This window comes from Devosia sp. (genome assembly GCF_025809055.1).
Classification (GTDB): domain Bacteria; phylum Pseudomonadota; class Alphaproteobacteria; order Rhizobiales; family Devosiaceae; genus Devosia.
Window position 1 is genome coordinate 754929 of record NZ_CP075529.1, and the last position, 22788, is coordinate 777716.

A 22788-nucleotide genomic window follows, 5' to 3' on the forward strand; every position below is an offset into this window, starting at 1 on the left:
AATCAGCCGATCTGGTCACCGAGTCGGGCCAGGCTTTCCTCGCGCCCGATCAGCACCATCACCTCGAAAATCCCCGGAGAAACAGTGCGTCCGGTCAGCGCGGCGCGTAGCGGCTGCGCCAGCTTTCCGAGCTTGAGACCCTTTTCCTCGGCCAGCTTGCGCATGGCAGCATCGATGGCGGGCACTGACCAATCGGCAAGACCCCCTAACGTATCGGCAATGCCTGTCAGCACCACCCTGGACTCGTCTGTCAAAAGGGCCGCAGCAGCGGCATCCGGCTGAATGGGGCGCAGGGCATAGATGAACTGCGCAAGGTCGATCAGTTCCAGCACGGTCTTGGCGCGTGGCTGCAACTCGGGCAGGGCGGCCAGCACCACATTGTGATTGGCCTTCAGCCCCTCGGCATCCGCATCGCGGCCGACTTCCCGCGCGGTATCGACCATCACCTGGTATAGGTAGGTCGGATCGGCCTCGCGGATATAGTGGCCGTTGATATTCTCGAGTTTGACAAAATCGAAGCGCGCGGCGCCCTTGTTGAGGGCCTCGAGCGAGAACCACTCGACCATCTGATCGGTCGAGAAGAACTCGTCATCGCCGTGGCTCCAGCCAAGCCGGGCGAGGTAGTTGCGGACGGCGGCCGGCAGATAGCCCATCTGGCGGTAGGCCTCCACGCCGAGGGCCCCATGGCGCTTGGACAGCTTGGCGCCGTCCGGCCCGTGGATCAGCGGGATATGGGCCATCTCCGGCACGGTCCAGCCCATGGCGTTGTAGATGACGATCTGGCGCGCCGCATTGGTCAGGTGGTCGTCGCCGCGAATGATGTGGGTCACGCCCATATCGTGATCGTCGACCACCACGGCGTGCATATAGGTCGGGGTGCCATCGGAGCGCAGGATGATGAAATCATCCAGGTTCTCGGTCTTGAACACCACATCGCCCTGCACGTGATCGCGAACGACGATTTCGCCACTCAACGGCGCCTTGATGCGAATGACCGGCTTGATGCCCTCGGGTGCTTCCGAGGCGTCGCGATCCCGCCAATAGCCGTTATAGCGCGGAGGCTTGCCGGCCGCACGGGCCTCCTCACGCATCTGGTCCAGTTCCTCGGGTGAACAATAGCAATAGTAAGCATGGCCCATCGCCACCAGTTCACGGGCGACATCGGCGTGGCGTGCCGCACGCCCGAACTGGCTGATCGGCTCGCCGTCCCAGTCGAGACCAAGCCACTTGAGACCATCGATGAGGGCCGTAACCGCTGCCTCGGTGGAGCGCTCACGGTCGGTATCCTCGATGCGCAGCAGCATCTTGCCACCCTGGTTTTTCGCAAACGCCCAGGAGAACAGAGCCGTGCGCGCTCCACCAATGTGGAGATAGCCGGTGGGCGAGGGGGCGAAGCGGGTAACAACCTGAGACATGGCAACCGAGGGATTTGAGGAATTGCGGGCCGTGTGTAGCATAGGCGGGCTTGAGCGCAAGGGCGGGGCGTCGTGGGGCTTGAAACGGCGGGCAGGGGAGCAGGAGCAAATGCCGGGCGCCAATGGCCGCCGGCGGCATCTTCCATTGCGCCCTATGCACGCTGGCTGGCGTCATTCTCCAATGCCCTCGACAGCGCAACGAGTAACCGGCGCCTCTTTGTCCTGTTGCCCTTCGGGCTGATCCTGGGCCTGTGTCTCTATGCCGTCCTGCTGGATGAGCCAGCCGGCCACATGCTGGTTGCCGGCTCACTTCTCGCCCTGGCCTGCACGCTGGCGGCCTGGTGGATGCGGTCGCTGTTCTGGGTGCGAACATGCGTACAGATTGCGGCGGTCTGGCTCGGCTTCTGCCTGCTACCCATTCACGCCGTCCTGTTCGGTACGCCCATGCTGGCATGGCCGGCCTATGGGACCTACTCGGCTGTCGTTGACGAGGTGATTTCCGCGGACGCGGAGGCCACAGGGACTGTCAGTAATTTCGTGTGTGGCGGGCGATTGCACTATTACGCCGCCATGGCGCGAATGAAGCGCTCGCCGAAGATGACGGCGAACTGCGCCTTGGCCATGGACCACTCACGTGGCGGCATTTTCCACTCTTTCTCTGACCGGTTCAAGATCAGATACAGCAGCTTGGTGGCGGCATCGTCGCTGGGGAAGTGGCCCCTGGCCCTGACCGCCCGCCGCAGCTTTGAGTTCAGCGCCTCGATGGCGTTTGTGGTGTAGACGATCCTGCGGACCTCATCAGGGAAGGCAAAGAACGGGATAACCTCGCTCCAGGCGCGCCGCCAGCTCTGGCCGATGGCGGGATAGCGCTGGCCCCAGAAGCCGGCGTCGAAGTCCGTCAGGGCCTTTTCGGCGGCGTCGGCATCGGTGGCGCGGTAAATCTGCTTGAGCGCACTCGCCAACCCCTTGCGGTCCTTCCAGGAGACGAAGTCCATCGAGTTGCGCAGCAGATGGACGATGCAGGTCTGAACCACCGTCTCGGGGAATACGGCAGTAATCGCTTCAGGGAAGCCTTTGAGGCCATCGACGACTGCCAGCAGGATATCCTCGGTGCCGCGGTTCTTGAGCTCGTTCATCACCCGCAGCCAGAACTTGGCGCCTTCATTCTGCTCGAGCCACAGGCCCAGCACTTCCTTGGCGCCATCGGCGCGCACCCCCAGGGCGATATGGATCGCCTTGTTGCGCACCATGCCCTCGTCGCGGATCTTGACCCGGATGGCATCGAAAAAGACCAGAGGGTAAATCGGATCGAGCGGCCGCTGCTGCCAGGTGGCAACCTCATCGAGGACAGCGTCGGTCACCGTACTGATCAGGGCCGGCGACACATCGATACCATACAGGTCGCGCAGGTGGCCCGCGATCTCCCTGGTGCTCATGCCGCGGGCATACATCGACACGATCTTGTCGTCGAAGCCTGGAAAGCGGCGTTGGTACTTGGCAATCAGCTGCGGATCAAAGCTGGACTGCCGATCACGCGGCACATCAATCTCAAGCTTGCCGGTCTCGGTCGTCACCGTCTTGCGGCCATAACCGTTGCGCGTGTTGCCGGCGCCATCTTCGCCGGACAGATGGTGGTCCATCTCTGCGTTCAAAGCGCGTTCGGTCAACGCCTTCTTCAGCGAATCCAGCAAACCGCCTTGCTCAAAGGCCGCACTGGCAGCGCCACCAGCCAGAAGCTGATCGAGAAGTTCATTTGGGATGGCAGGCTCTTTGCGTCGAGACATATGGGACTCCTTGTTTACCCATTATGCCCGACCACACACGAAAATCCTGACACTCCCGAGGCCACACGGCTGATCGTTTCGAGCCTGACACCGATCGATGGGGCACGGGCACTCGACATTAGCCGGGCGCGCCTCTTCCTGCCGCCTGAACCGAAACTCCTGCCGGGCGACAGCTTCATCGCCCCTCTCCGGCTTGCACCTGTACCCGGTCCCGTCCTGCCCGGCGCGCATGATGGTCAGTTTCACGCCTATTTCATCGGCGTCGGGGCCTATGGCTCTGCGACAGGTACGATCGAAAGGATTGGACAGGGCTCGAACATTGATCTCGCCCGGCAGGCGCAGGCGATCCGCAGCCATATCGCGGGTCGGATCGACCTGGCGCTTGACGGGCGCAGCGCGGCCATTGGCAAGGCCATGGTCGTCGGGGACCAGAGCGATATCACCGATGACACAAGGGACGTGATGGCCGCTTCCGGTCTTGCCCATATCTATTCGATCTCGGGCCTGCATCTGTCCATCGTGGCCGGCGGCATCTACTGGCTGGTGCGGCTGGCACTCGCCTCCATCCCGGCCCTTATGGCTCTGCCGATCAAGAAAATTGCCGCGGCCACCGGGATTGTTGCCGCCTTTCTCTACCTGCTGCTGGCCGGCGGCATGAGCAATGTTCCGGCTTTCCGCTCAACGCTGATGCTGGCCCTGATCTTCGGTGCCGTGCTCGCCGGACGGCGGGCGCTCACCATGCGCAATGTCGGACTGGCTGCGATCCTCATCATCCTGATTGATCCGGCCAGCGTCTTCCGCCCCAGCTTCCAGTTGTCGTTTGCTGCGGTGGTCGGCCTCATCGGCATCTACGAGCTGCCGCGCTCCCAGTTTGGCGCCAGCAACGCGGTCGAACGCCTTTGGTCCCTCGCGACTGCCACGGCCTGGACGAGCTTCATCGCGGGGGCCGCGACGCTGCTGTTTTCGGCATACCACTTCCAGCAGACCGCGCCACTCAGCGTACTCGGCAACGTCATGGCGCTGCCCTTTGTTGGTCTCATCATGTGGGCCGGCGTTGTCGCCATGCTCCTCATGCCCCTTGGACTGGATACGATTGGTTTCGTGGCCATGGGCTGGGGCATCGACGGCATGCTGCTCGTCGCCGAAACCGTCGCCGCCTGGAGCCAGGGCCTCACCGGCAATCCCTTGCTTTCGGGCTGGACCCTGATGGCGGCCCTGGCCGCGCTCGCCTGGTTCGCCTTCATCGAAGATCACTGGCGCCTCGCCGCACTTGCACTTCTCGTGCCCCTGGTGCTGGTGTTTGGCCTCGAACCGCGTCCCGATATTCTCATCGCCGATACGACACAGGCCGTTGCGGTGCGCGACGGAGATGGCATGGCCCTGGCCAGCGGTCGCGCCGGCAGCTTTGCCGTCGATGTCTGGAGCCGCCACTACCAGACCGAGATTGCCGCCGCGCATAGTGGCACCCGATGCGATGGATTGGCCTGCGTCGTGGAGGCAGGTGTCTTCTCGCTATCCATCGTTCGCAATCCGTCGGCCTTTGCCGAAGACTGCGGCATGCACGACCTGATCATCGCCCGGATCGCCATACCGGCGTGGTGCGCCAGTCAGCAGCCAGCGATCGGCCCCGACGATCTGGCGCGCGGCGGCGTTCAATGGCTGCGCTGGGACGCGGGAGATCAGGATTTCGAGATACGTCCTGCCATTCCGAACCCGAACCGGCCCTGGCGCATCCCCGCCCGTTGACCTGCAAGTTCAGAGAACGATACGCGCCTCAGGCAGGCCGGCAACGTCGAGATCAATGTAGAACACGCCGCCCGCCACCTTTTCGGCGGCCAAGGCCTCTGCCGACATCGTCTTGTTGGCAGTGGTAAGGAACAGCCTCTTGAGGTCCTTTCCGCCGAATGCGGGGCAGGTCACCTGGCTTACCGGGACATCGACCACGCGATCAATCGTGCCGTCTGGCGCGTAGCGAATGACGCAGTTTCCGCCCCACCGGGCGTTCCAGACATATCCCTCGCTATCGACAACCGCCCCATCGGGATGACCGGGGTGGTCAGCCACGTCCGCAAACAGCACCCACTCACCAGACGGCAGGCCTGTATCCGGGTCGGTCGCGCATTTCAGGATCTTCTGCGTCGGCGTATCCGTCCAATAGGCCGTGCGGCCATCGGGCGAAAAGCAGGTCGCATTGGGAATTGCCGCGTTCTCGATGATGCGGGTCAACGAGCCGGCGCGGTAGTGATAGACCGAACCATCCTTTGGTCCTTCGTCCTTGACCATGGTGCCGATCCAGAACGCGCCCGAGGGATGGACACGGCTGTCATTGGTGCGGTTGGCCGGAATATCGGCCTCAATAGCCGCAATCGACTCGATGGCGCCGCTGCTCAGATTGAACCGCTTGAGGCCAGTTTCCGTGGCCAGGGCAAGATTCTCGTCGTCGATGATGGCCGCCGCCGCGACGACTTCGCCAAAGTGCCACTCGCCGGACGGGGTGCCATCTTCGGTCACGGCAAACAGCACGCGATTGTTGATGTCGAACCAGAACAGTTTCTGCAGGCCATCGTGCCAGAACGGGCCTTCGCCCAGGGCACACTGACTATCGACGAGCAGCTTGGCTACTGGATTCAACGCGAAACTCCTGTGTCATAGGCGGCGACAGCAATCGCTGCGCGCTCGGCCACGTCCGCCACGGTCATGCCCGGCTTGAAGATATAGGTCCCGAGACCGAACCCGGTGCAACCGACCGCGAAGAACTCGTGGAAGTTGTCGGGATTGGCGCCGCCGACGGCATAGACCGGCAAGTCCGGCGGAAGAACCGCCTTCATGGCCTTGATGCCCTTGGCGCCAAGGACCTCGGCCGGAAAGAATTTCAGGCCGGTCGCGCCGGCACGGATCGCCGAGAAGGCATCGGTCGGCGAAAAGACGCCGGGATAGGATTTGAGGCCCAGTTCGATGGTTTCCACGATCACAGCGGGGTTGGTGTCCGGCGAGACGATGAACGAACCACCGGCGCCGGCCACGGCGCGCACATCTTCCGGCGTTAGCACCGTTCCGGCGCCGATCTCTGCCCGGTCGGAGAGGGCCGCTGCGGCGCGGCCGATGCTGTCCACGGCATTGGGCGAATTGAGCGGCACTTCGATCAGGGTAATTCCAGCCTCGACCAGGGCCGTGCAGACCGGCACGGCCTCGTCCGGCGTGATGCCGCGCAGGATGGCAATGATGTGACGATGCGCCATGGGATTATCCTTGTAACTGGGCCGCATGGGCCATTCTGAGGCCAGACAGCGTGACCTCGGTTGCGTCATGCGGTTGCCCCGACAGCCCGGCCATTTCGAGGACCTGCTGATAGAGGGCACACAGGGCCGGTGAGCCGATCAGAGGGACGGCGACCGGACCAATCATCGACCGCTTCGCGGCCACTTCGCTGCCAATCAACAGACCGGACAGGTAGCCGCTGCACCACCCTGACGATCGAGCGGATAGCAGAGCCCCGGCGCGAACCCGGAACAGCCGGCCGAGAAGTTGGTCGGGTGCATCGAGACCATCGGCAGCGCCTGCAGCAAACCCAGCCTGCCGGTCCGCCTCCTCGATGGACCCGCCCAGCGAATGCCGCAGGACGGAGTGGACACGCAGCAACTCATACATTTCACCGGTCATGACCGTCGAGAAGGACTCAAGTCGCGTTCCCGAAAGCATGGCCCATTTCGAATGTGTCCCGGGCATGCAGACAAGGCCTGAATATCCCGGCACCACGCCCGCGAGGCCCAGCAACTGCGTTTCCTCGCCGCGCATGACGTCATCGCCATTCTGGCGCTGGCAGACGCCGGGCAGGATCGAGACGTTCACATCCGTGCCGCTTGATTCCGGCCGAACCGCGTGAGCGGCCAGATCCCGCAAGTCGGCTGGCGCCTCGAGATAAGGCGCCTCCTTCCATCCCTGACGGGCACCGGCCATGCCGCAAATCAGCACGGGCAGGGCAGGGGTGGCAGGCGCCAGGTTGCCCACGATCTCGGCCAGGACACCCGGATAGTCGGGGGGCGACAGCTTGCCCATCCCCTTGTCCGAACTGGTCGAGGCCAGAACGTCACCATTGCCGGCAATGCCCCACGCCCTCAGGTTGGAGGTTCCCCAGTCGACAGCAATCCAGGCAACAGTCTCGGTCACGCGGCAATTCCCCTCAATTTGATGCGGACGACACTACAGGCCCGGCAGGTCCCCGTCAGTCGATTCCGCACTCACGCTGCCATACCCCAACTCGACGGCAACTGCGCACACAAAAGTAAGATTTTTTGACCAGACGAGCTTTTTTGCTTTGCCGACCCGGGCGTATGAATTGTATGATTTTTGCACCAAAGGCGATGGCATCGTGATAGACCATGCCTTGAACAAGCCCCCGAGTCCCGCGCGGGACACACAAGGAACTGACATCATGACGGCAGACATTGGCGGCAACGGCAGCCGCAAGCTTCGATCGCGCGCGTGGTTCGACAATCCCGACAATCCAGACATGACCGCGCTCTATCTCGAGCGCTACATGAATTACGGCGTGTCGCGTGAGGAACTCCAGTCCGGCAAGCCGATCATCGGCATTGCCCAGACCGGATCGGATCTCAGCCCTTGCAACCGCCACCATATGGTTCTGGCCGAACGGGTGCGTGAAGGCATTCGCGAAGCCGGGGGCATCGCCATCGAGTTTCCGGTGCATCCTATCCAGGAGACCGGCAAGCGCCCGACGGCCGGGCTTGACCGCAATCTGGCCTATCTCGGCCTGGTTGAAGTGCTTTACGGCTACCCGCTGGACGGCGTCGTGCTGACCATCGGCTGTGACAAGACCACGCCGGCCATGCTCATGGGTGCGGCTACGGTCAACATTCCCGCCATCGCGCTGTCCGTCGGCCCCATGCTGAACGGCTGGCACAAGGGCGAACGGACCGGCTCGGGCACCATCGTCTGGAAGGCGCGGCAAATGCTGGCCGCCGGCGAGATCGACTATCCGAAGTTCATTGAACTCGTCGCGTCCTCAGCCCCGTCCACCGGCTATTGCAACACCATGGGCACGGCCACCACGATGAACTCGCTGGCCGAGGCGCTCGGCATGCAACTGCCAGGATCGGCTGCTATTCCGGCGCCCTATCGCGACCGCCAGGAAATGGCCTGGCGCACCGGCAAGCGGATCGTCGATATGGTCAAGGAGGATCTCAAGCCCTCCGATATTCTGACCAAGGAGAACTTCCTCAACGCCATCGTGGTCAATTCGGCCATCGGCGGCTCGACCAATGCACCAATCCACATCAATGCCATTGCACGCCACATCGGCGTCGATCTCAGCATCGAGGAATGGCAGCAGCACGGCCACAAGGTTCCCCTCCTGGTGAACCTGCAGCCCGCCGGCGAATATCTGGGCGAAGACTACTACCATGCCGGCGGTGTCCCGGCGGTCGTCAACGAACTGATGAAGCAGGGGCTCATCCATGAGAACGCCCCGACGGTCAATGGCAAGACCATCGGCGAGAACTGCGCCAGCACGGTGATCGAGGACGACAAGGTCATCCGGCCATTCGACAATCCGATGAAGAAGGAAGCAGGCTTCCTTGTGCTGCGCGGCAACCTGTTCGACAGCGCCATCATGAAGACCAGCGTGATCAGCGAGGAATTCCGTACCCGCTATCTCAGCGATCCGGCCCATCCCGGCATGTTCGAAGGCAAGGCGGTGGTCTTCGATGGCCCCGAGGACTATCACCATCGCATCGACGATCCGACGCTCGACATCGACGAGCACACGCTGCTCTTCATGCGCGGCGCCGGTCCGGTCGGCTATCCCGGCGCGGCGGAAGTGGTCAACATGCGGCCGCCCGACTACCTCATCAAGAAGGGTGTCTCCTCGCTGGCCTGTATCGGTGATGGCCGCCAGTCCGGCACATCCGGTTCGCCCTCAATTCTCAACGCCTCGCCGGAGGCGGCGGCCGGGGGGAACCTGGCCATCCTGCGCACCGGCGACCGGGTCCGCATCGATCTCAACAAGGGCGAGGCCGATATCCTGATTTCGGACGACGAGATTGCGACGCGGCGTGCGGCGCTGGAGGCGGAGGGTGGCTACAAGTTCCCCAGGCACCAGACGCCCTGGCAGGAAATTCAGCGCGGCATTGTCGACCAGCTCGGCGACGGCGCGGTTCTGCGCCCGGCCGTCAAATATCAGCGCATCGCCCAGACCGAAGGCGTGCCGCGCGACAATCACTGATCACTTTCTTTCACCCCTCACCCCATCCCTCTCCCCTGAGGGGAGGGGCGATGACAGCGATGGTTCAGTTCACAAGTCAGACGCTCAAGGAAACCGGCCCGTTCTGCAGGGCCGGTTTGCCGTTGGGCGGACGTGCCGAAACGCCGGACGGCCAATGGCCTCCGGGTTCGTGATACCACCGCCTCTGCCATTCGAGATTAGCTCTCATGGCCTTCTCGACTAAAATCCTTCCACCGGAAGGATTTTGCGTGCCGCCGCCTCGAAGCTGCGGCATGGGGCGAGATTCGCCTCGGTGCCGGTCGTCCGGCAAAAGTATAGGTGAGGAAAACCTCGCCCCATGCACCGGAGACTCGTTCATCGCATTGGTTTCGGCGGCGTTGCGTCCGGTGCCGTCCATGAGGGACTGCTTCGTCTTCGCCCTGCTGGCGACGTGGCAGCTGCCAATCCGGTGCAGCCGGAAGGGCCCGACATGATCCCCGGGGAGGTTCCGGGGGTCCGTCCATATGCGCGAACGGAAGATGGGCGACCCCGTTTCTCCATCCGGTCCCCCGCACCGATTGTTCGTCGCGACCGCGCAGCCCGTGCAGGGGTGAGCACAATATGCCTGTGGTCTTGGGGGAGGGGGATAACTTCAGGCTACTCACACGCGGCGCGGTCAACACTTCGCCCGTGACCCGGCGCATGCAGGCCGGGTGCATGCAAGCTGGTCGCATCGAGATTTTCAGGGAAATCTCCCCGAACGCAGGGATTTCCGATCAACCAAAGGTTCCCGCTTTCGCGGGAATGACACCGGGAGTGAACGGGAACGCGGTGTGTCAATCCATCGATGAGCACCAGCTTAGCTCACCAAGCCTCTGGACCGAGCGGGGCCCTGAAACACCGATGCGTCAGGAGCTCGTGGGGGTCCTTGCTGAGATCTCATCCAAGGCCAAGACGAAAAATGGGTGCCATTCGGGTCCCGGCGACGCAGTCAAATTCCACCAGAAGAAATCAAAGCGGTGACCACCATCGTCCAGCGTGTGGAAAGAAAAGCGATCAGGCACATCACCCACGGTGACAGGTACGAAATGCCACACTTGCCCCGCGGCGATGTGCTCACTTGTCCAGACTGTACCCGCTCCGGCTTGCCCCACAATACCGGACTCTTCAGCCAGTTCGCGCAACGCGCCCTCGGCTATGGACTCCCCCGGCTCCCGCGTGCCTTTCACCAATTGCCAGCCGGCCAGGGGGTGGGCGAAGGCCAATATTTCCAGTCCCGCAGCATGGCCGCGCACTACGACAGGGCAGACCTTTTCGACCGGCATCACGTCGGCTCCGCACTCAAATGCTCGTGCACGATAAGCCAGCCCTCGGCACGGCGCCGCAAGACACTCGTGCCGCGCCCGCCGCCCTCGATGCGTGAGCCATCAACCTCCGCTCGCCAGCGGAACGAATAAGTGCAGGCAGCCGCCCCATCATCTGAGGCAATCCAGGCTAGCTCTTCGAGCCAATAGGTCTCGTTCTGAAGCCGGGTCCAGGTCGCCTCGAAGGCAGCTCGAATTGCGGGCAAGCCACGATAGGATCCGGAGCTGAACCAGAAGACCGCGTCGGCATCGATCAGGTCTTCGAGCAGGTCAAAGTCATGGGCATTTATGCCTTCGGCATAGGCGTCCATGACGGCCTTGGCTGTGGGATAACCCACCTTAATATTTCCGCAGCAGCCCCACGAGACGGCCCTGGACCTTTACCCGGTCGGGCGGGAAGATGCGGGTTTCATAGGCCGGATTGGCGGCTTCCAGCGCCACGGTATTGCCCTTGCGCCGCAGGCGCTTGAGCGTGGCTTCCTCATCATCGACCAAGGCCACGATGATCTCGCCGGTCGAGGCAATGTCCTGCTTCTTGATGAGAACCGTGTCGCCATCGAAAATCCCGGCCTCGATCATCGAGTCCCCGCGCACTTCGAGCGCATAATGCTCGCCAGGCCCGAGCATTTCAGGCGGTACGGCGATGGTGTGCGAGTGCGATTGAATGGCTTCGATCGGCGTACCGGCCGCAATGCGTCCCATGACCGGTATGGACACCGGCCGCGCATAATCGTCCGACCCCGACGATGCACGGGCAGGGGGTGCTGATACCTTTCCGAGACTGCCCTCGATTACGGCGGGCTCGAAGCGTGCCTTGCGACCGCCCAAGGATGGATTCATCGAGTCCGGAAGCTTGACCACTTCCAGCGCCCGCGCCCGGTTGGGCAGCCGCCGGATGAAACCACGCTCTTCCAGAGCCGTGATCAATCGGTGAATGCCCGACTTGGATGCGAGATCGAGCGCATCCTTCATCTCGTCGAACGAGGGCGGGATCCCGCTTTCCTTCATCCGTTCATGGATGAACATCAGCAGTTCGTGTTGTTTGCGTGTCAGCATCGGCCCCACAACCCTAGAATCGGAACATAGACGGAACGACTATACGTGTTCCAGTTATGTTCTGCAACTCCTCACGCGCCGGGAGGAGCAAAGGTTGCGCTGATGGCCCAATGTCGCGACGGCAATAAGGCCGGACGGCGCCAAGGGCTTGGTCAAAAAACCTCGAGATTGGACAGGCTCACCATGAAGTCTTCGAACTCTCGGTGACGCCCAGCAAGCCACCATGCGGACTAGCGGAACCATCACGGCTTATGACAGAATCGTCGTAGGCACGGACATGGTAGACGCGAGGTCCGGCAGGCTCTCCGGGAGGTTCAGCCAAGTACGCGCTTGGGGAACCGTAGCGACAGCTGGCCGGACTTGGGAAGGCTTGCACCTTTGGCCGGCACGAAATCGTCTTAGTTCATAACCCGGCCTTGCCGTATTCGTGAGCCTGGCTACGGTAAAACCGTCCGAAATCCAGGCCGCGGTCACATCAAATAGTTCCATAATATATATTATGCGAATTACGGAGATGCGTTGATGGCCGCTGACGGTGCCACTCCACTCCCGGGCTGATACGCTGGCGCCACCGATTCCTCAGGACCCGACCATGCAGCCCTCTCGCGATCTCAGCCGCCTTATCGAAATCATGGCCGCCCTGCGTGATCCCGATGGTGGATGTCCATGGGATCTCGAGCAGGATTTCAGGACGATCAGGCACTACACGATCGAAGAGGCCTATGAGGTTGCGGACGCAATCGAGCGCGAGGATTTTGCCGACTTGCGCGAGGAACTAGGCGATCTGCTGCTGCAGCCCATCTATCATGCGCAGATGGCCAAGGAAGCCGGTCACTTTGACATTGGCGATGTCATCCATGCGATCACGGAAAAGCTTATCCGCCGCCATCCGCATGTTTTTGGGGCGGTGTCCGCTTCCGGAGCCTCGGATGCGCAGGACCGCTGGGAGGCCATAAAGGTTGCCGAGCGCGCGGCAAAGGCGGGCAGCAAGGGGCAGGCTGAGCCGTCCGTACTCGACGATGTTCCACAGGTGCTGCCCGCCCTCGCCCGCGCCGCAAAGCTGACAAAGCGCGCGGCAAAGGTGGGTTTTGACTGGCCCGACCTTCAGCAGGTGCGCCACAAGGTCGAGGAGGAACTGGACGAGGTTTTTGGAGCCCATGCAGCTCATGATGCCGGGGCCGTCCACGAGGAAATCGGGGACCTGTTGTTTGCGGTCGCCAATCTCGCCCGCAAGGCCGGCATTGACCCGGAAGCGGCATTGCGGGATGCCAATTCAAAATTCACGCGGCGCTTTCACCATGTCGAGGCGCGATGCCGCGAAGATGGAATTGCGCCCGAGCAGGCCGGTCTGGACCGGTTGGACGGCTATTGGAACGAGGTTCGCGCCCGCGACAAACTCTAGCTGCCGTCGGCCTCGATCCGGCCATTGAACCGCTCGAGGAACATGGCCCGGTGGCGCGGATCGACACGCACGACAAAACTGGTGCCGCGCTCGTCGGGCTCACCGCGCAAGACGACCTCGGCATGGCTGTGTAGCCAGCCGATATCGGCCCCGGCGCTGTGCGGCACATGGACCTGATAGGTCCGGCTTTGCTCCCCCAGGGTTTTCTCGATGACCTCGAGCAGGTGATCCACCCCCTGCCCGGTCTGCGCCGACAGCGGCACGCTGGTGACGACGGCCCCTGCGGGCTTTGCTGAGGCCAGGGCCAGCACGGGGTCTTCCAGAAGGTCGACCTTGTTCCAGACTTCGACAATGGCAGTGTTTTCGGCGGACACGCCCAATTCATCGAGCACAGTCAGCACATCCTGCGCCTGCGCCGCGTGATCGGCATTGGCGATGTCGCGGACATGCAGGATGATATCGGCCTCGGTGACCTCTTCGAGGGTCGCGCGAAATGCCGCCACAAGATCGTGAGGCAGATCGGCGACGAAGCCCACGGTGTCGCTCAGCATGACTTCGCGGCCATGCGGCAGGGTGATCTTGCGCACGGTGGTGTCCAGGGTCGCAAAGAGCAGATCCTTGGCGAACACCCCTGCCCCGGTCAACCGATTGAACAGGCTCGATTTTCCGGCATTGGTATAGCCGACCAGCGCGACAATCGGGATCTGCGCCCTTGTGCGCTGGCGGCGCTGCTGTTCGCGGGTGCGCTTGACCTTTTCCAGGCGATCTTCGAGCAAAGCGATGCGCTCGCCGATCTGGCGGCGGTCGCTTTCGATCTGGGTTTCGCCCGGCCCGCCCATGAACCCCATGCCACCGCTGCCCCGCTGGCGTTCAAGGTGGGTCCAGGATCGCACCAGGCGGCCCTTCTGGTAGTTGAGATGCGCGAGTTCGACCTGCAGCACGCCTTCGCGCGTCGCCGCCCGCTCCCCGAAAATCTCGAGGATCAGCGCAGTCCGGTCCAAAACCTTGGTGCCGGTTTCGCGCTCGAGATTGCGTTGCTGAATGGGGCTCAGGGCCGCATCGACGAGGAGCAGTTCAATCTCCTCGGACTTGGCCTTGTCGGCAAGCGTGGCGACCTGACCGGCCCCCAGATAAGTGGCCGGCCTGATCTCGCGCAGTTTCAGCACATCCGAGAACACGACATTGAGCCCGATTGCGCCGGCAAGTCCGACGAATTCGGCCTCGCGCGCTTCTATGCCATGAAAGGAAGAGTTGCCCCGAAGATCGGGGCAGACAAGCGCGGCGCGCGTCGGCTGCGCCTGACGGTCAATAAAAGGCTTGGGGCCGCCCGAAGCGACGCCCCCATGCTCATCAAATTCGCCCATTTTTATCCGTTAGTCGTGGTCTTGGTTCTGCTCGGGATCGAACAGCTGGATCGGTGCGCCAGGCATGATCGTGGAGATCGCGTGCTTATAAACCAGCTGCGACTGGGCATCGCGACGAAGCAACAGACAGAAGTTGTCGAACCACGTGATGACGCCCTGCAATTTCACGCCGTTCACCAGAAATATGGTGACCGGCACCTTCTGCTTCCGGACGTGATTAAGGAAGGAGTCCTGCAAGTTCTGCTGTTTCTCGCTGGGCATTGTATTGGCCTCTTCTCCGCGGCATTGAATGTCGCTGTTTTTGCTGCAATTGCTTGCTTTCCCGACATTCAGAGACTGCCGCCCAGTCCCTGAAGCAGGTCTTAGTCCTAGTACTATGGCACAGATGCAAAGGGCTGCCTACCGCCCAAGTTGCATAGCCAGACGCCGCTCGCGCGACGTCCCCTTAGAGCCCAAGAGACTTTATCTTGCGGTGCAAGGCGCTGCGCTCCATGCCGACAAACTCGGCGGTCTTGGAAATATTGCCGCCAAACCGCTCGATCTGCGCCAAGAGATATTGCCGCTCGAACACCTCGCGGGCATCCCGCAGCGGCAGGCTCATCAGGTGCGCGGAGGCATCGGTATCGCCAACCGTCGGGAGGACCTCGCCGATATCGGACGGCAGCATGGCGGCGGTGATGACGCCACCCTCGGGCTGTTGGTCTTTCATGAGAATGAGCAGCCGCTCGATGGAATTGCGCAATTGCCGCGCGTTTCCGGGCCATTCCTGGGCCTGGAGCACGGCCATGGCGTCGTCGCCGATAATCAGCCGCTGGAGGTTATGCATCCGGCAGATCTGCTCAATGAAGACGGAAACCAGAGGCGGAACGTCCTCACGGCGCTCCCTGAGGGGGGTGAGCGGCAGCGGCACGATCGAGAGCCGGTGGAAAAGATCGGACCGAAACTCCCCGGCCTCGATCTGCGCGGCGACATTCTGCGAGCTGGACGAAATGATGCGCACGTCGATCGGCACGGCCTGCACACCGCCGACGCGGTTGAACCGGTTTTCGACCAATGTGCGCAACAGGGACGCCTGCACAGCCGCCGGCAGCGTCGTCACTTCCGAGAGATAAAGCGTGCCGCCATGCGCCCGCTCGAGCGCACCGACCTCGACCTTGAGCAGGCCATTCTTTTCACGCGCCTCGCGGCCAAACAGCACCACCTGCACCTCTTCGGGTGCATAGAGCGAGGCGTTGATCTCGACGAACGGCGCATTGGCCCTGGGGCTGCGCTGGTGCACGAGGCGCGCCACCAGTCCCTTGCCGCTGCCGGACGAGCCGGAAATGAAGATACGCGAATTCGTTGGCGCCGATTTGTCGATCGTGGACCGCACCTGCTGCAGCGACGGCGACAGGCCGACGAGTTCGGCGCTCTTGGAGACGGCGCGCTCCTTGAGCTCGGCCACCTCATTGCGCAGCCGTGTCGCCTCCATGGCGCGCTGGGTGATGTGCAGCAGCCGGTCGATCTTGAAGGGTTTCTCGATATAGTCGTAAGCACCGCGCCGGATCGCCGACACGGCCGTTTCCACATTGCCGTGGCCGGAAATCATGACCACCGGCATGTCGGGATGCTGGCTCTGGAATACGTCGAGCAATTGCAGCCCGTCGAGCCGCGACCCCTGCATCCAGATATCCAGGAAGACCAGGCTCGGCCGGCGACGGGCAATTTCATTGAGACCGCTGTCCGCGTCGTGCGCCTGGCGGGTCTCAAAGCCTTCATCCTCAAGGATGCCCGCGATCAGATCGCGGATATCGTCCTCGTCATCGATAATCAGAATGTCTAGTGCCATCTACTTGTGAACAACCGCGTTCAGCAGCGGCTCCTCCTTTTGGTCCCGGTTTTCAGCGTCCGGGGCTATTTCGTCTTCGGTGGTATTCTTGGCCGGCGGGCGCAGCAGCAGCGTGAAGGTCACGCATGCGCCCACCCTGCCCTGCGCATCGGGTTCGGCATCGATCAGTTCGACAATGCCGCCATGCTGCTCGATAATTCTGGCAACGATGGCGAGCCCAAGTCCGGTTCCCTTCTCGCGGGTGGTCATATAGGGCTCAAGCAGCCGCTGGCGATTGTCCTTCGGCCACCCCTTGCCATTGTCGGACACGGCGATGCGGGCGTGGGATCCCTCGACATGGGCCTCCACGGTTATGGTGGGCTGCCAATCGGATGAAAGCTGAATATCTTCAAATGCTTCCACGGCGTTTTTGATCAGGTTCGTAAGCGTCTGCGACACCAGACGCGTATCGAACCAGGCGGCGATCGGCTCTTCCGGCAACAGCGTAACAATGGTTACTTCCGGCAGCCGTACGCTCTCGAGGAACACCGCCTGTCGAACCGTGTCGCTGAGATCCGCCATTTCGGGCGCTGACTCGGGCATCCGCGCAAAGGCGGAGAACTCGTCGACCATTCGTCCGATATCGCCGACCTGGCGCACGATGGTGTTGATGCACTTCTCGAAAACCTCGCGATCGTCTTCGAGCTTGTTGCCGTACCGTCGCCGCAACCGCTCGGCCGACAGCTGGATGGGCGTGAGCGGGTTCTTGATCTCGTGGGCAATGCGCCGCGCCACGTCGGCCCAGGCGCTTGTCCGCTGTGCCGATTCGAGGTCGGTGATGTCGTCGAAGGTCAGGACATAGCCCTTCGACTCGGTGATCGAGCCTTCCCGGGTGAGCTGCGCCTGGTAGATCCTGCGGTTGGTCTCGTTGCCGAGCTGGATCTGGTCGCGCACCTGGCCACGGCGCGCCGACCGGGCTTTTTCCATGGTCGGGGCGATTTCGGGGAGCACCTCTTCCATGCGCTCGCCCATGAGCTCGATTTCGGTCTTGCCGAGCATTTCGCAGGCGCGCGCATTGACCAGGGTAATCGCCCCGAACGGATCGAGGCCGATGATCCCTGCCGACACGCCTTCCACCACGGCTTCGGTAAACTGCCGTCGCTTTTCGATCACTTCATTGGCCTGCAACAGCGCCTCGCGCTGGTGTCTGAGCTGTTCCGTCATCCTGTTGAAGCCGTTGGACAGGTCGCGCAGGTCGCCCCTGCCCTCCTGCACCGGTACCTGAACATCAAGGTCCCCGGCACTCACGCGGCGCGAGGCGACCATGAGATTTCGGATGGGGTCGACAAACCGGTTCGCCAAGGCAATGCCGATCCAGAGTGCGGCCAGCAGCAACACCACGGCCAACCCGACATACATGATGGTGAAGGTGATCTGGAAAACCAGCCGGTTGGAGGCGTATTCCCGGTATTCAGTGATGTTCTCGTCAGTGAGCCGCATATAAGCGAGCACTTCGGCATCAACGGGCCGCGCGACGAAGAGATAGACGTCGTCATATCCGCGCAGCTTCACAACCGAGCCGACGAGGTTGGTCGTGCCCGGCGCGATCGCCGTCGGAATGCCCTCCACCACGCCCTGCGTGATCCCGGTGGGCAATTTGGGATAAGCGCCGGCGACGTTGATCTGGGCCCGGATCAGCGTTTCGCCATTTTCGTCGATGAGCGAGGTGAAGGGCAGCGAGCGCGTCACCGCCAGGGCCGTCAGGATGCGCTCGAAGCGTTCCCCGCCTTCTTCGAAAATGGCGTGTGCCTGCTCCAATTCGGTTGCCACCCAGATGATGTCGTCACGCAGCACCTGGGCGTGCTCGAGCATGTAGGACCGCGCCACCAGCCGCGAGCTCTCCACCATCGCCCTTGTGCGCTCGGAGAACCACTGATCCAACCCCTGATTGAGGGCAATGGTGGCCACGACTGCAACGAGAGCTGCCGGCACACCGGCCACGAAGGCAAACATAGCAACCATGCGCACCTGCAGCCCCGCGCCGGGCTGGCGCCGCATACGCGCCTGAACCAGCAGCACGGCCTCAGTGACCACGAGGGCGATCACCAGCAGCACCAGCACGCCGGTGACGATCCAGATCACCGTCCAGACCGTTGCCGACGGCTCGATATTGGTTGTGCCGGACAGAATCAGGAACGACAGTGATGACATCAGCACCGAGGCAAAGACCACGATGAAGCCGAGAATGCGCAGCGGGCCATTCTGCATGGCGCCCAGCCGCACCCGTCCGGCCGGCTTGCTATTATCGGCCGGACGCGGGCTCTCAGGCTGCGTATCGTTGGCCGAAGCCGCTTCCGTCATTGGCCGAAATAACCCTCTGCCTCGTCTCTGCGTTGAGCGGCGACAGGCGAAAAGTCGACTGCGCACCGGTCATGCCGACAAAGCCTGACCCAATTCGCCCGACCCTTCAAGACAATTGTTGCTAAAATGTGACACTTGGCTGCGACGAGAAAACGCTCCAGTGGAGCGTTTTCCGCAGCCAAGGCCATGAGAGCTACGCTCGAATGGCACGAAAACTCCGGCCGGCTGTGCCGACGAAATTGCGCCAGCAGAGCGGATTTTGGGAGACGACGCCATGGGAGAACTACGCGCGCAGGGCCCAGACGCGGGCCTCATGCGATACCACCGGCATCGCGACAATATCCCGCTCAACCGCCCCGGCGGCTATGCTTCACGATCTCGATACTGTGTGTGCGGATCTTCTTGCGCAGGGTATTGCGATTGAGCCCGAGCAGGTCGGCTGCCTTGATCTGGTTGCCGCCGCAGGCATTGAGCGCCATGGCGATCAGAGGGGCCTCCACCTTGTCGATGACGCGCTGATAGAGCCCCGCAGGCGGCAGGTTGGGCTCGTATTCGCGCAGGAGCTGGCCAACATGCGTTTCCACCGCTGTGGACACGTCCACCGGCCCGCCCGCGGCAGAGCTGGCCGGGCGATCGGCAATGTTCAGCTCGTTCTGAACGATTTCGACCGAAATCTGCTCGTCGGCATAGAGCGCCGAAAGCCGCCGGACGAGGTTTTCCAACTCGCGAATATTGCCCGGCCAGGAATAGTTCTGCATCAGCCGGATCGCTTCCGGCGACACCGATTTCATCGGCTCGCCTTCACGCAAGGCATCGCGTAGGAAGTGCTGCACCAGGTCCGCGATATCATCGATGCGTTCGCGCAGGGGTGGCAGCCGGATGGGAACGACGTTGAGCCGATAGTAAAGATCCTCGCGGAACAGGCCCTGCCGGATCATCTGGCTGAGGTCGCGATGGGTCGCCGCCACGATACGCACATTGGTCTTGATGGCGCTGCGCCCGCCGACCATCGTGTATTCGCCTTCCTGCAGCACGCGCAGCAGGCGCGTCTGGGCATCCATCGGCATATCGCCGATTTCGTCCAGGAACAGTGTGCCACCCTCGGCCTGCTCGAAGCGGCCGGAGGATCGGGTATTGGCGCCGGTAAAGGCGCCCTTTTCGTGCCCGAAGAGCTCGGCCTCGATGAGATCGCGCGGGATGGCGGCCATGTTGATCGCCACGAACGGACCATTGCGCCGCTTGCCGAAGTCATGCAGCGCGCGGGCCACAAGTTCCTTGCCGGTGCCGCTCTCGCCAGTGATCATCACAGTGAGATCGGTCTGCATCAGCCGTGCAAGGGCCCGGTAGATATCCTGCATGGCGGTCGACCGGCCCACCAGGGGCATGGTCTCTCCCGCCTCCTCGCTCTTGCGGTCTGCGGTGGTCGGCTTCTTCGCATCGGCCAGCGCCCGAGCCACGACCGATAGCACCTCGGTGATGTCGAACGGCTTGGGCAGGTATTCATAGGCGCCGACCTCGGAGGCCCGGATCGCCGTCATGAAGGTGTTCTGCGCGCTCATCACGATCATGGGCAGATCGGGTCGCAGCTTCTTGATCTTGGGCATCACCTCGAACGCATTGCCGTCCGGCATGGCCACGTCGGTGATGAGAATGTCCCCCTCGCCGCGGCTTACCCAGTTCCACATGGTCGAGATATTGCCCGTTGGCCTGACTTCATATCCGGCGCGCGTCAGCGCCTGGTTGAGCACCATGCGGATCGCGGCATCATCATCGGCGAGCAAAACGACGTGGCTCATTCAGGCGAACCCTTTTCGGCTTCGGCGGGAGACTGGAGTGCGCCACTGGCGACCGGCAGCAGGATGCGGAACTTGGTTCGGCCCGGACGGCTGTCGCAATCGATGACGCCGCCGTGGTCGCCCACGATCTTGGCGACAAGGGCAAGGCCAAGGCCCGAGCCATTGGTTTTGGTGGTCACGAAGGGATCGAACAGAAACGGCAGGATGTCCGGTGGCACGCCGGGGCCGTTGTCCTCGATGACGATTTCGAGCGGCAGCGAAATACGCTCCGACACACCGGCAACGCTGATACGGATACCCGGCCGAAAGGCAGTGGTCAGCTTGATTTCAGGTTTCTGAGTGCGTTCAAGGGCTTCCGAGGCATTCTTTATCAGATTGAGAAAGACCTGGATCAGCTGGTCGCGATTGCCGAGCACCGGCGGCAGGGACGGATCATATTCCTCGGCAAAGGCGATTCCGCGGGCGACGCCGTTGCGGGCCAGGAGCTTCACCCGGTCCAGGACCACGTGAATATTGATCGGCTCGCGCTCGAGCGGCCGCTCGTCGCCGAACACCTCCACGCGGTCGAGGAGGCCCACGATGCGATCGGTTTCATCGCGTATGAGCCGGGCCAGCGGGATTTCGTCCGCCGGTACGGATTGTTCAAGCAGCTGCGCCGCGCCCCGGATGCCGGAAAGCGGATTCTTGATTTCGTGCGCCAGCATTGATGCAAGGCCGGTGACCGACCGCGCGGCGCCGCGCGACACCATCTGCCGGTCAATCTTGTCGGCCATGGTGCGTTCCTGGATCAGCACTGCGACGCGCCCGTCGGTTTCTGACAGGGGGCTGGCAAAGACATCCGCGATCCGCTCGTCGCCAAAACGGGACGAACCCACGCGCACCCGATATTCCGTCATCGGCGCGCGCCGCGACAATACGGTCTCGACCAGGGTGATGATCGGCGAGCCGAAGGCAATGAGGTCGTCCAGCGTCTGGCGCGTGAGCACGCTCAGCGAGGCGCCAAAGAAGGCTTCGGCCGCATAATTGGCAAAGGTCACGCGCCGCGTATCGTCCAGCACCATCACCGGCTGCGGCAAGGCCTGCAGCACCGCACGCGCCGGGAGGTCATCTCCGGCCTGAGACTTTGCCCCACTCATGCCGCTGCCCTCCATTCGCCGGAAAACAGCCGCCCGATCATGTCGATCACGTCGCTGGGCTGGTCATTGTCGAGAAATTGGCGCCGCGTGGCTTTGTCGAGATCGAGGCCGGCGGCCTCCGCATACCAATCGAGGTGCTTGCGGGCTGCGCGCAACCCGACTTCTGTGCCGTATTCGATCAACATCTCTTCGTAATGGGTGCGAATGAGGGTCACGAGAGCATTCCCTTGCGGCGTCTCCGGACCGGATGCGCCCTGGAGTCCCGCACCGATCTGCCCCACGCGCCAGGGCTGCCCCTGCGCACCACGCCCAAGCATGACGGCCGAGGCTCCCGACTGCTCCAGGGCCTCGCGTGCCGTGGCGAGATCGGTAATGTCCCCATTGACCACTACCGGCACAGGCACCGCCTCGACGACTTCCCGCACCAGGGTCCAGCGCGCCTGCCCCTTGTAAAACTGCTGCCGGGTGCGGCCATGGACCGTGATCATCTGCGCGCCGGCATCCACGGCCAGCCGCGCGATCAGTGGCGCATTGAGGCTTTCGTCGTCCCAACCCAGCCGCATCTTGACCGTCACCGGCCGCGACGTCGCGCCAACGACAGCTTCGACGATGGCCAGAGCCTGATCTGGAACGCGCATCAGCGCGGAGCCGGCATAGCCGGTGGTCACGCGCTTTGCCGGGCAGCCGAAATTGATGTCGATGATGTCGGCGCCGCTCGCTTCGGCAATGCGCGCGCCTTCGGCCATCCAGCGGGGCTCGCAACCAGCCAGTTGGACGACATGCGGCAATGACCCGGCGCGCCCAAGCTTGCGGACCATGTCGTGGTGACCGGTGCTGAGGGCGGCGCTGGCAACCATCTCGGAAACCACCAGACCAGCACCAAAGCGTTCGGCGATTTCCCGGAATGAGCGATCAGTAATCCCGGCCATGGGAGCCAGGAAGGCGCGATTGCGAACCGTATGACCACCAATGCTCAATGAGAAGGCATTCGCCGACAATCAATTGCCCCAGAAATGTTCACTTACAAATGGATGCCCGCACAATAGTCAATTGCGCGGGTCACGCAACCACTCCAGTGGTGTT

The 22788-nt window shown here is 62.6% G+C and carries 18 protein-coding genes; 3 read left to right on the forward strand and 15 right to left on the reverse strand.

The genetic code is table 11. The features are described 5' to 3' along the window. Positions 1–2: 2 nt before the first annotated feature. Together gltX and KIT02_RS03685 are read right to left on the reverse strand one after the other, a co-directional pair. Positions 3–1415 (reverse strand): glutamate--tRNA ligase, encoded by a 1413-nt coding sequence (gene gltX, locus KIT02_RS03680; protein ID WP_297582364.1) that lies wholly within the window; start codon positions 1413–1415, stop codon positions 3–5. 560 nt (positions 1416–1975) lie between these two features. After that, on the reverse strand, positions 1976–3199 hold the full coding sequence (locus KIT02_RS03685) for an IS256 family transposase (RefSeq protein WP_297582023.1): 1224 nt from the start codon (positions 3197–3199) through the stop codon (positions 1976–1978). Between KIT02_RS03685 and KIT02_RS03690 the strand changes: the two genes are divergently transcribed. Then, on the forward strand, positions 3200–4945 hold the full coding sequence (locus KIT02_RS03690) for a ComEC/Rec2 family competence protein (RefSeq protein WP_297582367.1): 1746 nt from the start codon (positions 3200–3202) through the stop codon (positions 4943–4945). A gap of 9 nt (positions 4946–4954) precedes the next feature. Here KIT02_RS03690 and KIT02_RS03695 read toward each other — a convergent pair whose 3' ends face one another. Genes KIT02_RS03695 through KIT02_RS03705 form a run of 3 tightly spaced genes read right to left on the reverse strand, consistent with a single transcriptional unit; the run spans position 4955 to position 7366 of the window. After that, positions 4955–5830: an SMP-30/gluconolactonase/LRE family protein gene (locus tag KIT02_RS03695; RefSeq protein ID WP_297582369.1), complete on the reverse strand. Its 876-nt coding sequence runs from the start codon at positions 5828–5830 to the stop codon at positions 4955–4957. Continuing rightward, positions 5827–6438 (reverse strand): 2-dehydro-3-deoxy-6-phosphogalactonate aldolase, encoded by a 612-nt coding sequence (locus KIT02_RS03700; protein ID WP_297582371.1) that lies wholly within the window; start codon positions 6436–6438, stop codon positions 5827–5829. Before KIT02_RS03700 ends, KIT02_RS03695 begins: the two co-directional genes overlap by 4 nt. Before the next feature lie 4 nt (positions 6439–6442). Then, positions 6443–7366 carry a 2-dehydro-3-deoxygalactonokinase gene (locus tag KIT02_RS03705; protein ID WP_297582375.1) on the reverse strand — a complete coding sequence of 308 codons (924 nt, stop codon included), beginning with the start codon at positions 7364–7366 and terminating at the stop codon, positions 6443–6445. Positions 7367–7631: 265 nt separating this feature from the next. Between KIT02_RS03705 and KIT02_RS03710 the strand changes: the two genes are divergently transcribed. Further along, complete coding sequence (locus KIT02_RS03710) at positions 7632–9440, forward strand: IlvD/Edd family dehydratase (RefSeq protein WP_297582377.1); 1809 nt, start codon at positions 7632–7634, stop codon at positions 9438–9440. 887 nt (positions 9441–10327) lie between these two features. Here KIT02_RS03710 and KIT02_RS03715 read toward each other — a convergent pair. The 3 genes from KIT02_RS03715 to lexA are packed head-to-tail and all read right to left on the reverse strand — an operon-like array spanning position 10328 to position 11839. Beyond that, positions 10328–10744, reverse strand: a complete 417-nt coding sequence (locus tag KIT02_RS03715) for an NUDIX domain-containing protein (protein WP_297582379.1) — start codon at positions 10742–10744, stop codon at positions 10328–10330. Continuing rightward, positions 10744–11121, reverse strand: coding sequence for a nuclear transport factor 2 family protein (locus tag KIT02_RS03720; RefSeq protein ID WP_297582382.1), 378 nt, complete (start codon positions 11119–11121; stop codon positions 10744–10746). Before KIT02_RS03720 ends, KIT02_RS03715 begins: the two co-directional genes overlap by 1 nt. Before the next feature lies 1 nt (position 11122). Beyond that, positions 11123–11839, reverse strand: a complete 717-nt coding sequence (lexA, locus tag KIT02_RS03725) for a transcriptional repressor LexA (protein ID WP_297582385.1) — start codon at positions 11837–11839, stop codon at positions 11123–11125. Positions 11840–12431: 592 nt separating this feature from the next. On the opposite strand from lexA, the gene mazG reads away from it, so the two are divergent. Continuing rightward, positions 12432–13241, forward strand: a complete 810-nt coding sequence (gene mazG, locus KIT02_RS03730) for a nucleoside triphosphate pyrophosphohydrolase (RefSeq protein ID WP_297582387.1) — start codon at positions 12432–12434, stop codon at positions 13239–13241. On the opposite strand, the gene hflX is transcribed toward mazG, so the two are convergent. From hflX to dusB, 7 genes are all read right to left on the reverse strand, one after another. Next, a complete protein-coding gene (hflX, locus tag KIT02_RS03735; protein ID WP_297582390.1) occupies positions 13238–14605 on the reverse strand; it encodes a GTPase HflX in 1368 nt (455 codons plus the stop codon). The two genes, mazG and hflX, sit on opposite strands and share 4 nt — an antisense overlap. Positions 14606–14614: 9 nt before the next feature. Further along, the gene (gene hfq, locus KIT02_RS03740) at positions 14615–14866 is read right to left on the reverse strand and encodes an RNA chaperone Hfq (RefSeq protein WP_297582392.1); all 252 of its coding nucleotides are present in this window, start codon (positions 14864–14866) and stop codon (positions 14615–14617) included. A gap of 184 nt (positions 14867–15050) precedes the next feature. Further along, entirely contained in the window at positions 15051–16433 is a 1383-nt protein-coding gene (locus KIT02_RS03745) for a sigma-54 dependent transcriptional regulator (RefSeq protein WP_297582394.1), read from the reverse strand. Beyond that, positions 16434–18773, reverse strand: coding sequence for a PAS domain-containing sensor histidine kinase (locus tag KIT02_RS03750; RefSeq protein WP_297582397.1), 2340 nt, complete (start codon positions 18771–18773; stop codon positions 16434–16436). A gap of 347 nt (positions 18774–19120) precedes the next feature. Then, on the reverse strand, positions 19121–20569 hold the full coding sequence (gene ntrC, locus KIT02_RS03755; RefSeq protein WP_297582400.1) for a nitrogen regulation protein NR(I): 1449 nt from the start codon (positions 20567–20569) through the stop codon (positions 19121–19123). Then, positions 20566–21705, reverse strand: coding sequence for an ATP-binding protein (locus KIT02_RS03760; RefSeq protein ID WP_297582402.1), 1140 nt, complete (start codon positions 21703–21705; stop codon positions 20566–20568). Before KIT02_RS03760 ends, ntrC begins: the two co-directional genes overlap by 4 nt. Continuing rightward, positions 21702–22703, reverse strand: coding sequence for a tRNA dihydrouridine synthase DusB (gene dusB, locus KIT02_RS03765; RefSeq protein WP_297582404.1), 1002 nt, complete (start codon positions 22701–22703; stop codon positions 21702–21704). Before dusB ends, KIT02_RS03760 begins: the two co-directional genes overlap by 4 nt. Positions 22704–22788 lie beyond the last annotated feature (85 nt).

Coding starts and splice junctions, on each gene's coding strand:
- gltX (WP_297582364.1), bottom strand. CDS start 1,415: ATGTCTCAGGTTGTTACCCGCTTCGCCCCCTCGCCCACCGGCTATCTC.
- KIT02_RS03685 (WP_297582023.1), bottom strand. CDS start 3,199: ATGTCTCGACGCAAAGAGCCTGCCATCCCAAATGAACTTCTCGATCAG.
- KIT02_RS03690 (WP_297582367.1), top strand. CDS start 3,200: ATGGGACTCCTTGTTTACCCATTATGCCCGACCACACACGAAAATCCT.
- KIT02_RS03700 (WP_297582371.1), bottom strand. CDS start 6,438: ATGGCGCATCGTCACATCATTGCCATCCTGCGCGGCATCACGCCGGAC.
- KIT02_RS03710 (WP_297582377.1), top strand. CDS start 7,632: ATGACGGCAGACATTGGCGGCAACGGCAGCCGCAAGCTTCGATCGCGC.
- KIT02_RS03715 (WP_297582379.1), bottom strand. CDS start 10,744: ATGCCGGTCGAAAAGGTCTGCCCTGTCGTAGTGCGCGGCCATGCTGCG.
- lexA (WP_297582385.1), bottom strand. CDS start 11,839: ATGCTGACACGCAAACAACACGAACTGCTGATGTTCATCCATGAACGG.
- mazG (WP_297582387.1), top strand. CDS start 12,432: ATGCAGCCCTCTCGCGATCTCAGCCGCCTTATCGAAATCATGGCCGCC.
- hflX (WP_297582390.1), bottom strand. CDS start 14,605: ATGGGCGAATTTGATGAGCATGGGGGCGTCGCTTCGGGCGGCCCCAAG.
- hfq (WP_297582392.1), bottom strand. CDS start 14,866: ATGCCCAGCGAGAAACAGCAGAACTTGCAGGACTCCTTCCTTAATCAC.
- KIT02_RS03745 (WP_297582394.1), bottom strand. CDS start 16,433: ATGGCACTAGACATTCTGATTATCGATGACGAGGACGATATCCGCGAT.
- KIT02_RS03750 (WP_297582397.1), bottom strand. CDS start 18,773: ATGACGGAAGCGGCTTCGGCCAACGATACGCAGCCTGAGAGCCCGCGT.
- ntrC (WP_297582400.1), bottom strand. CDS start 20,569: ATGAGCCACGTCGTTTTGCTCGCCGATGATGATGCCGCGATCCGCATG.
- KIT02_RS03760 (WP_297582402.1), bottom strand. CDS start 21,705: ATGAGTGGGGCAAAGTCTCAGGCCGGAGATGACCTCCCGGCGCGTGCG.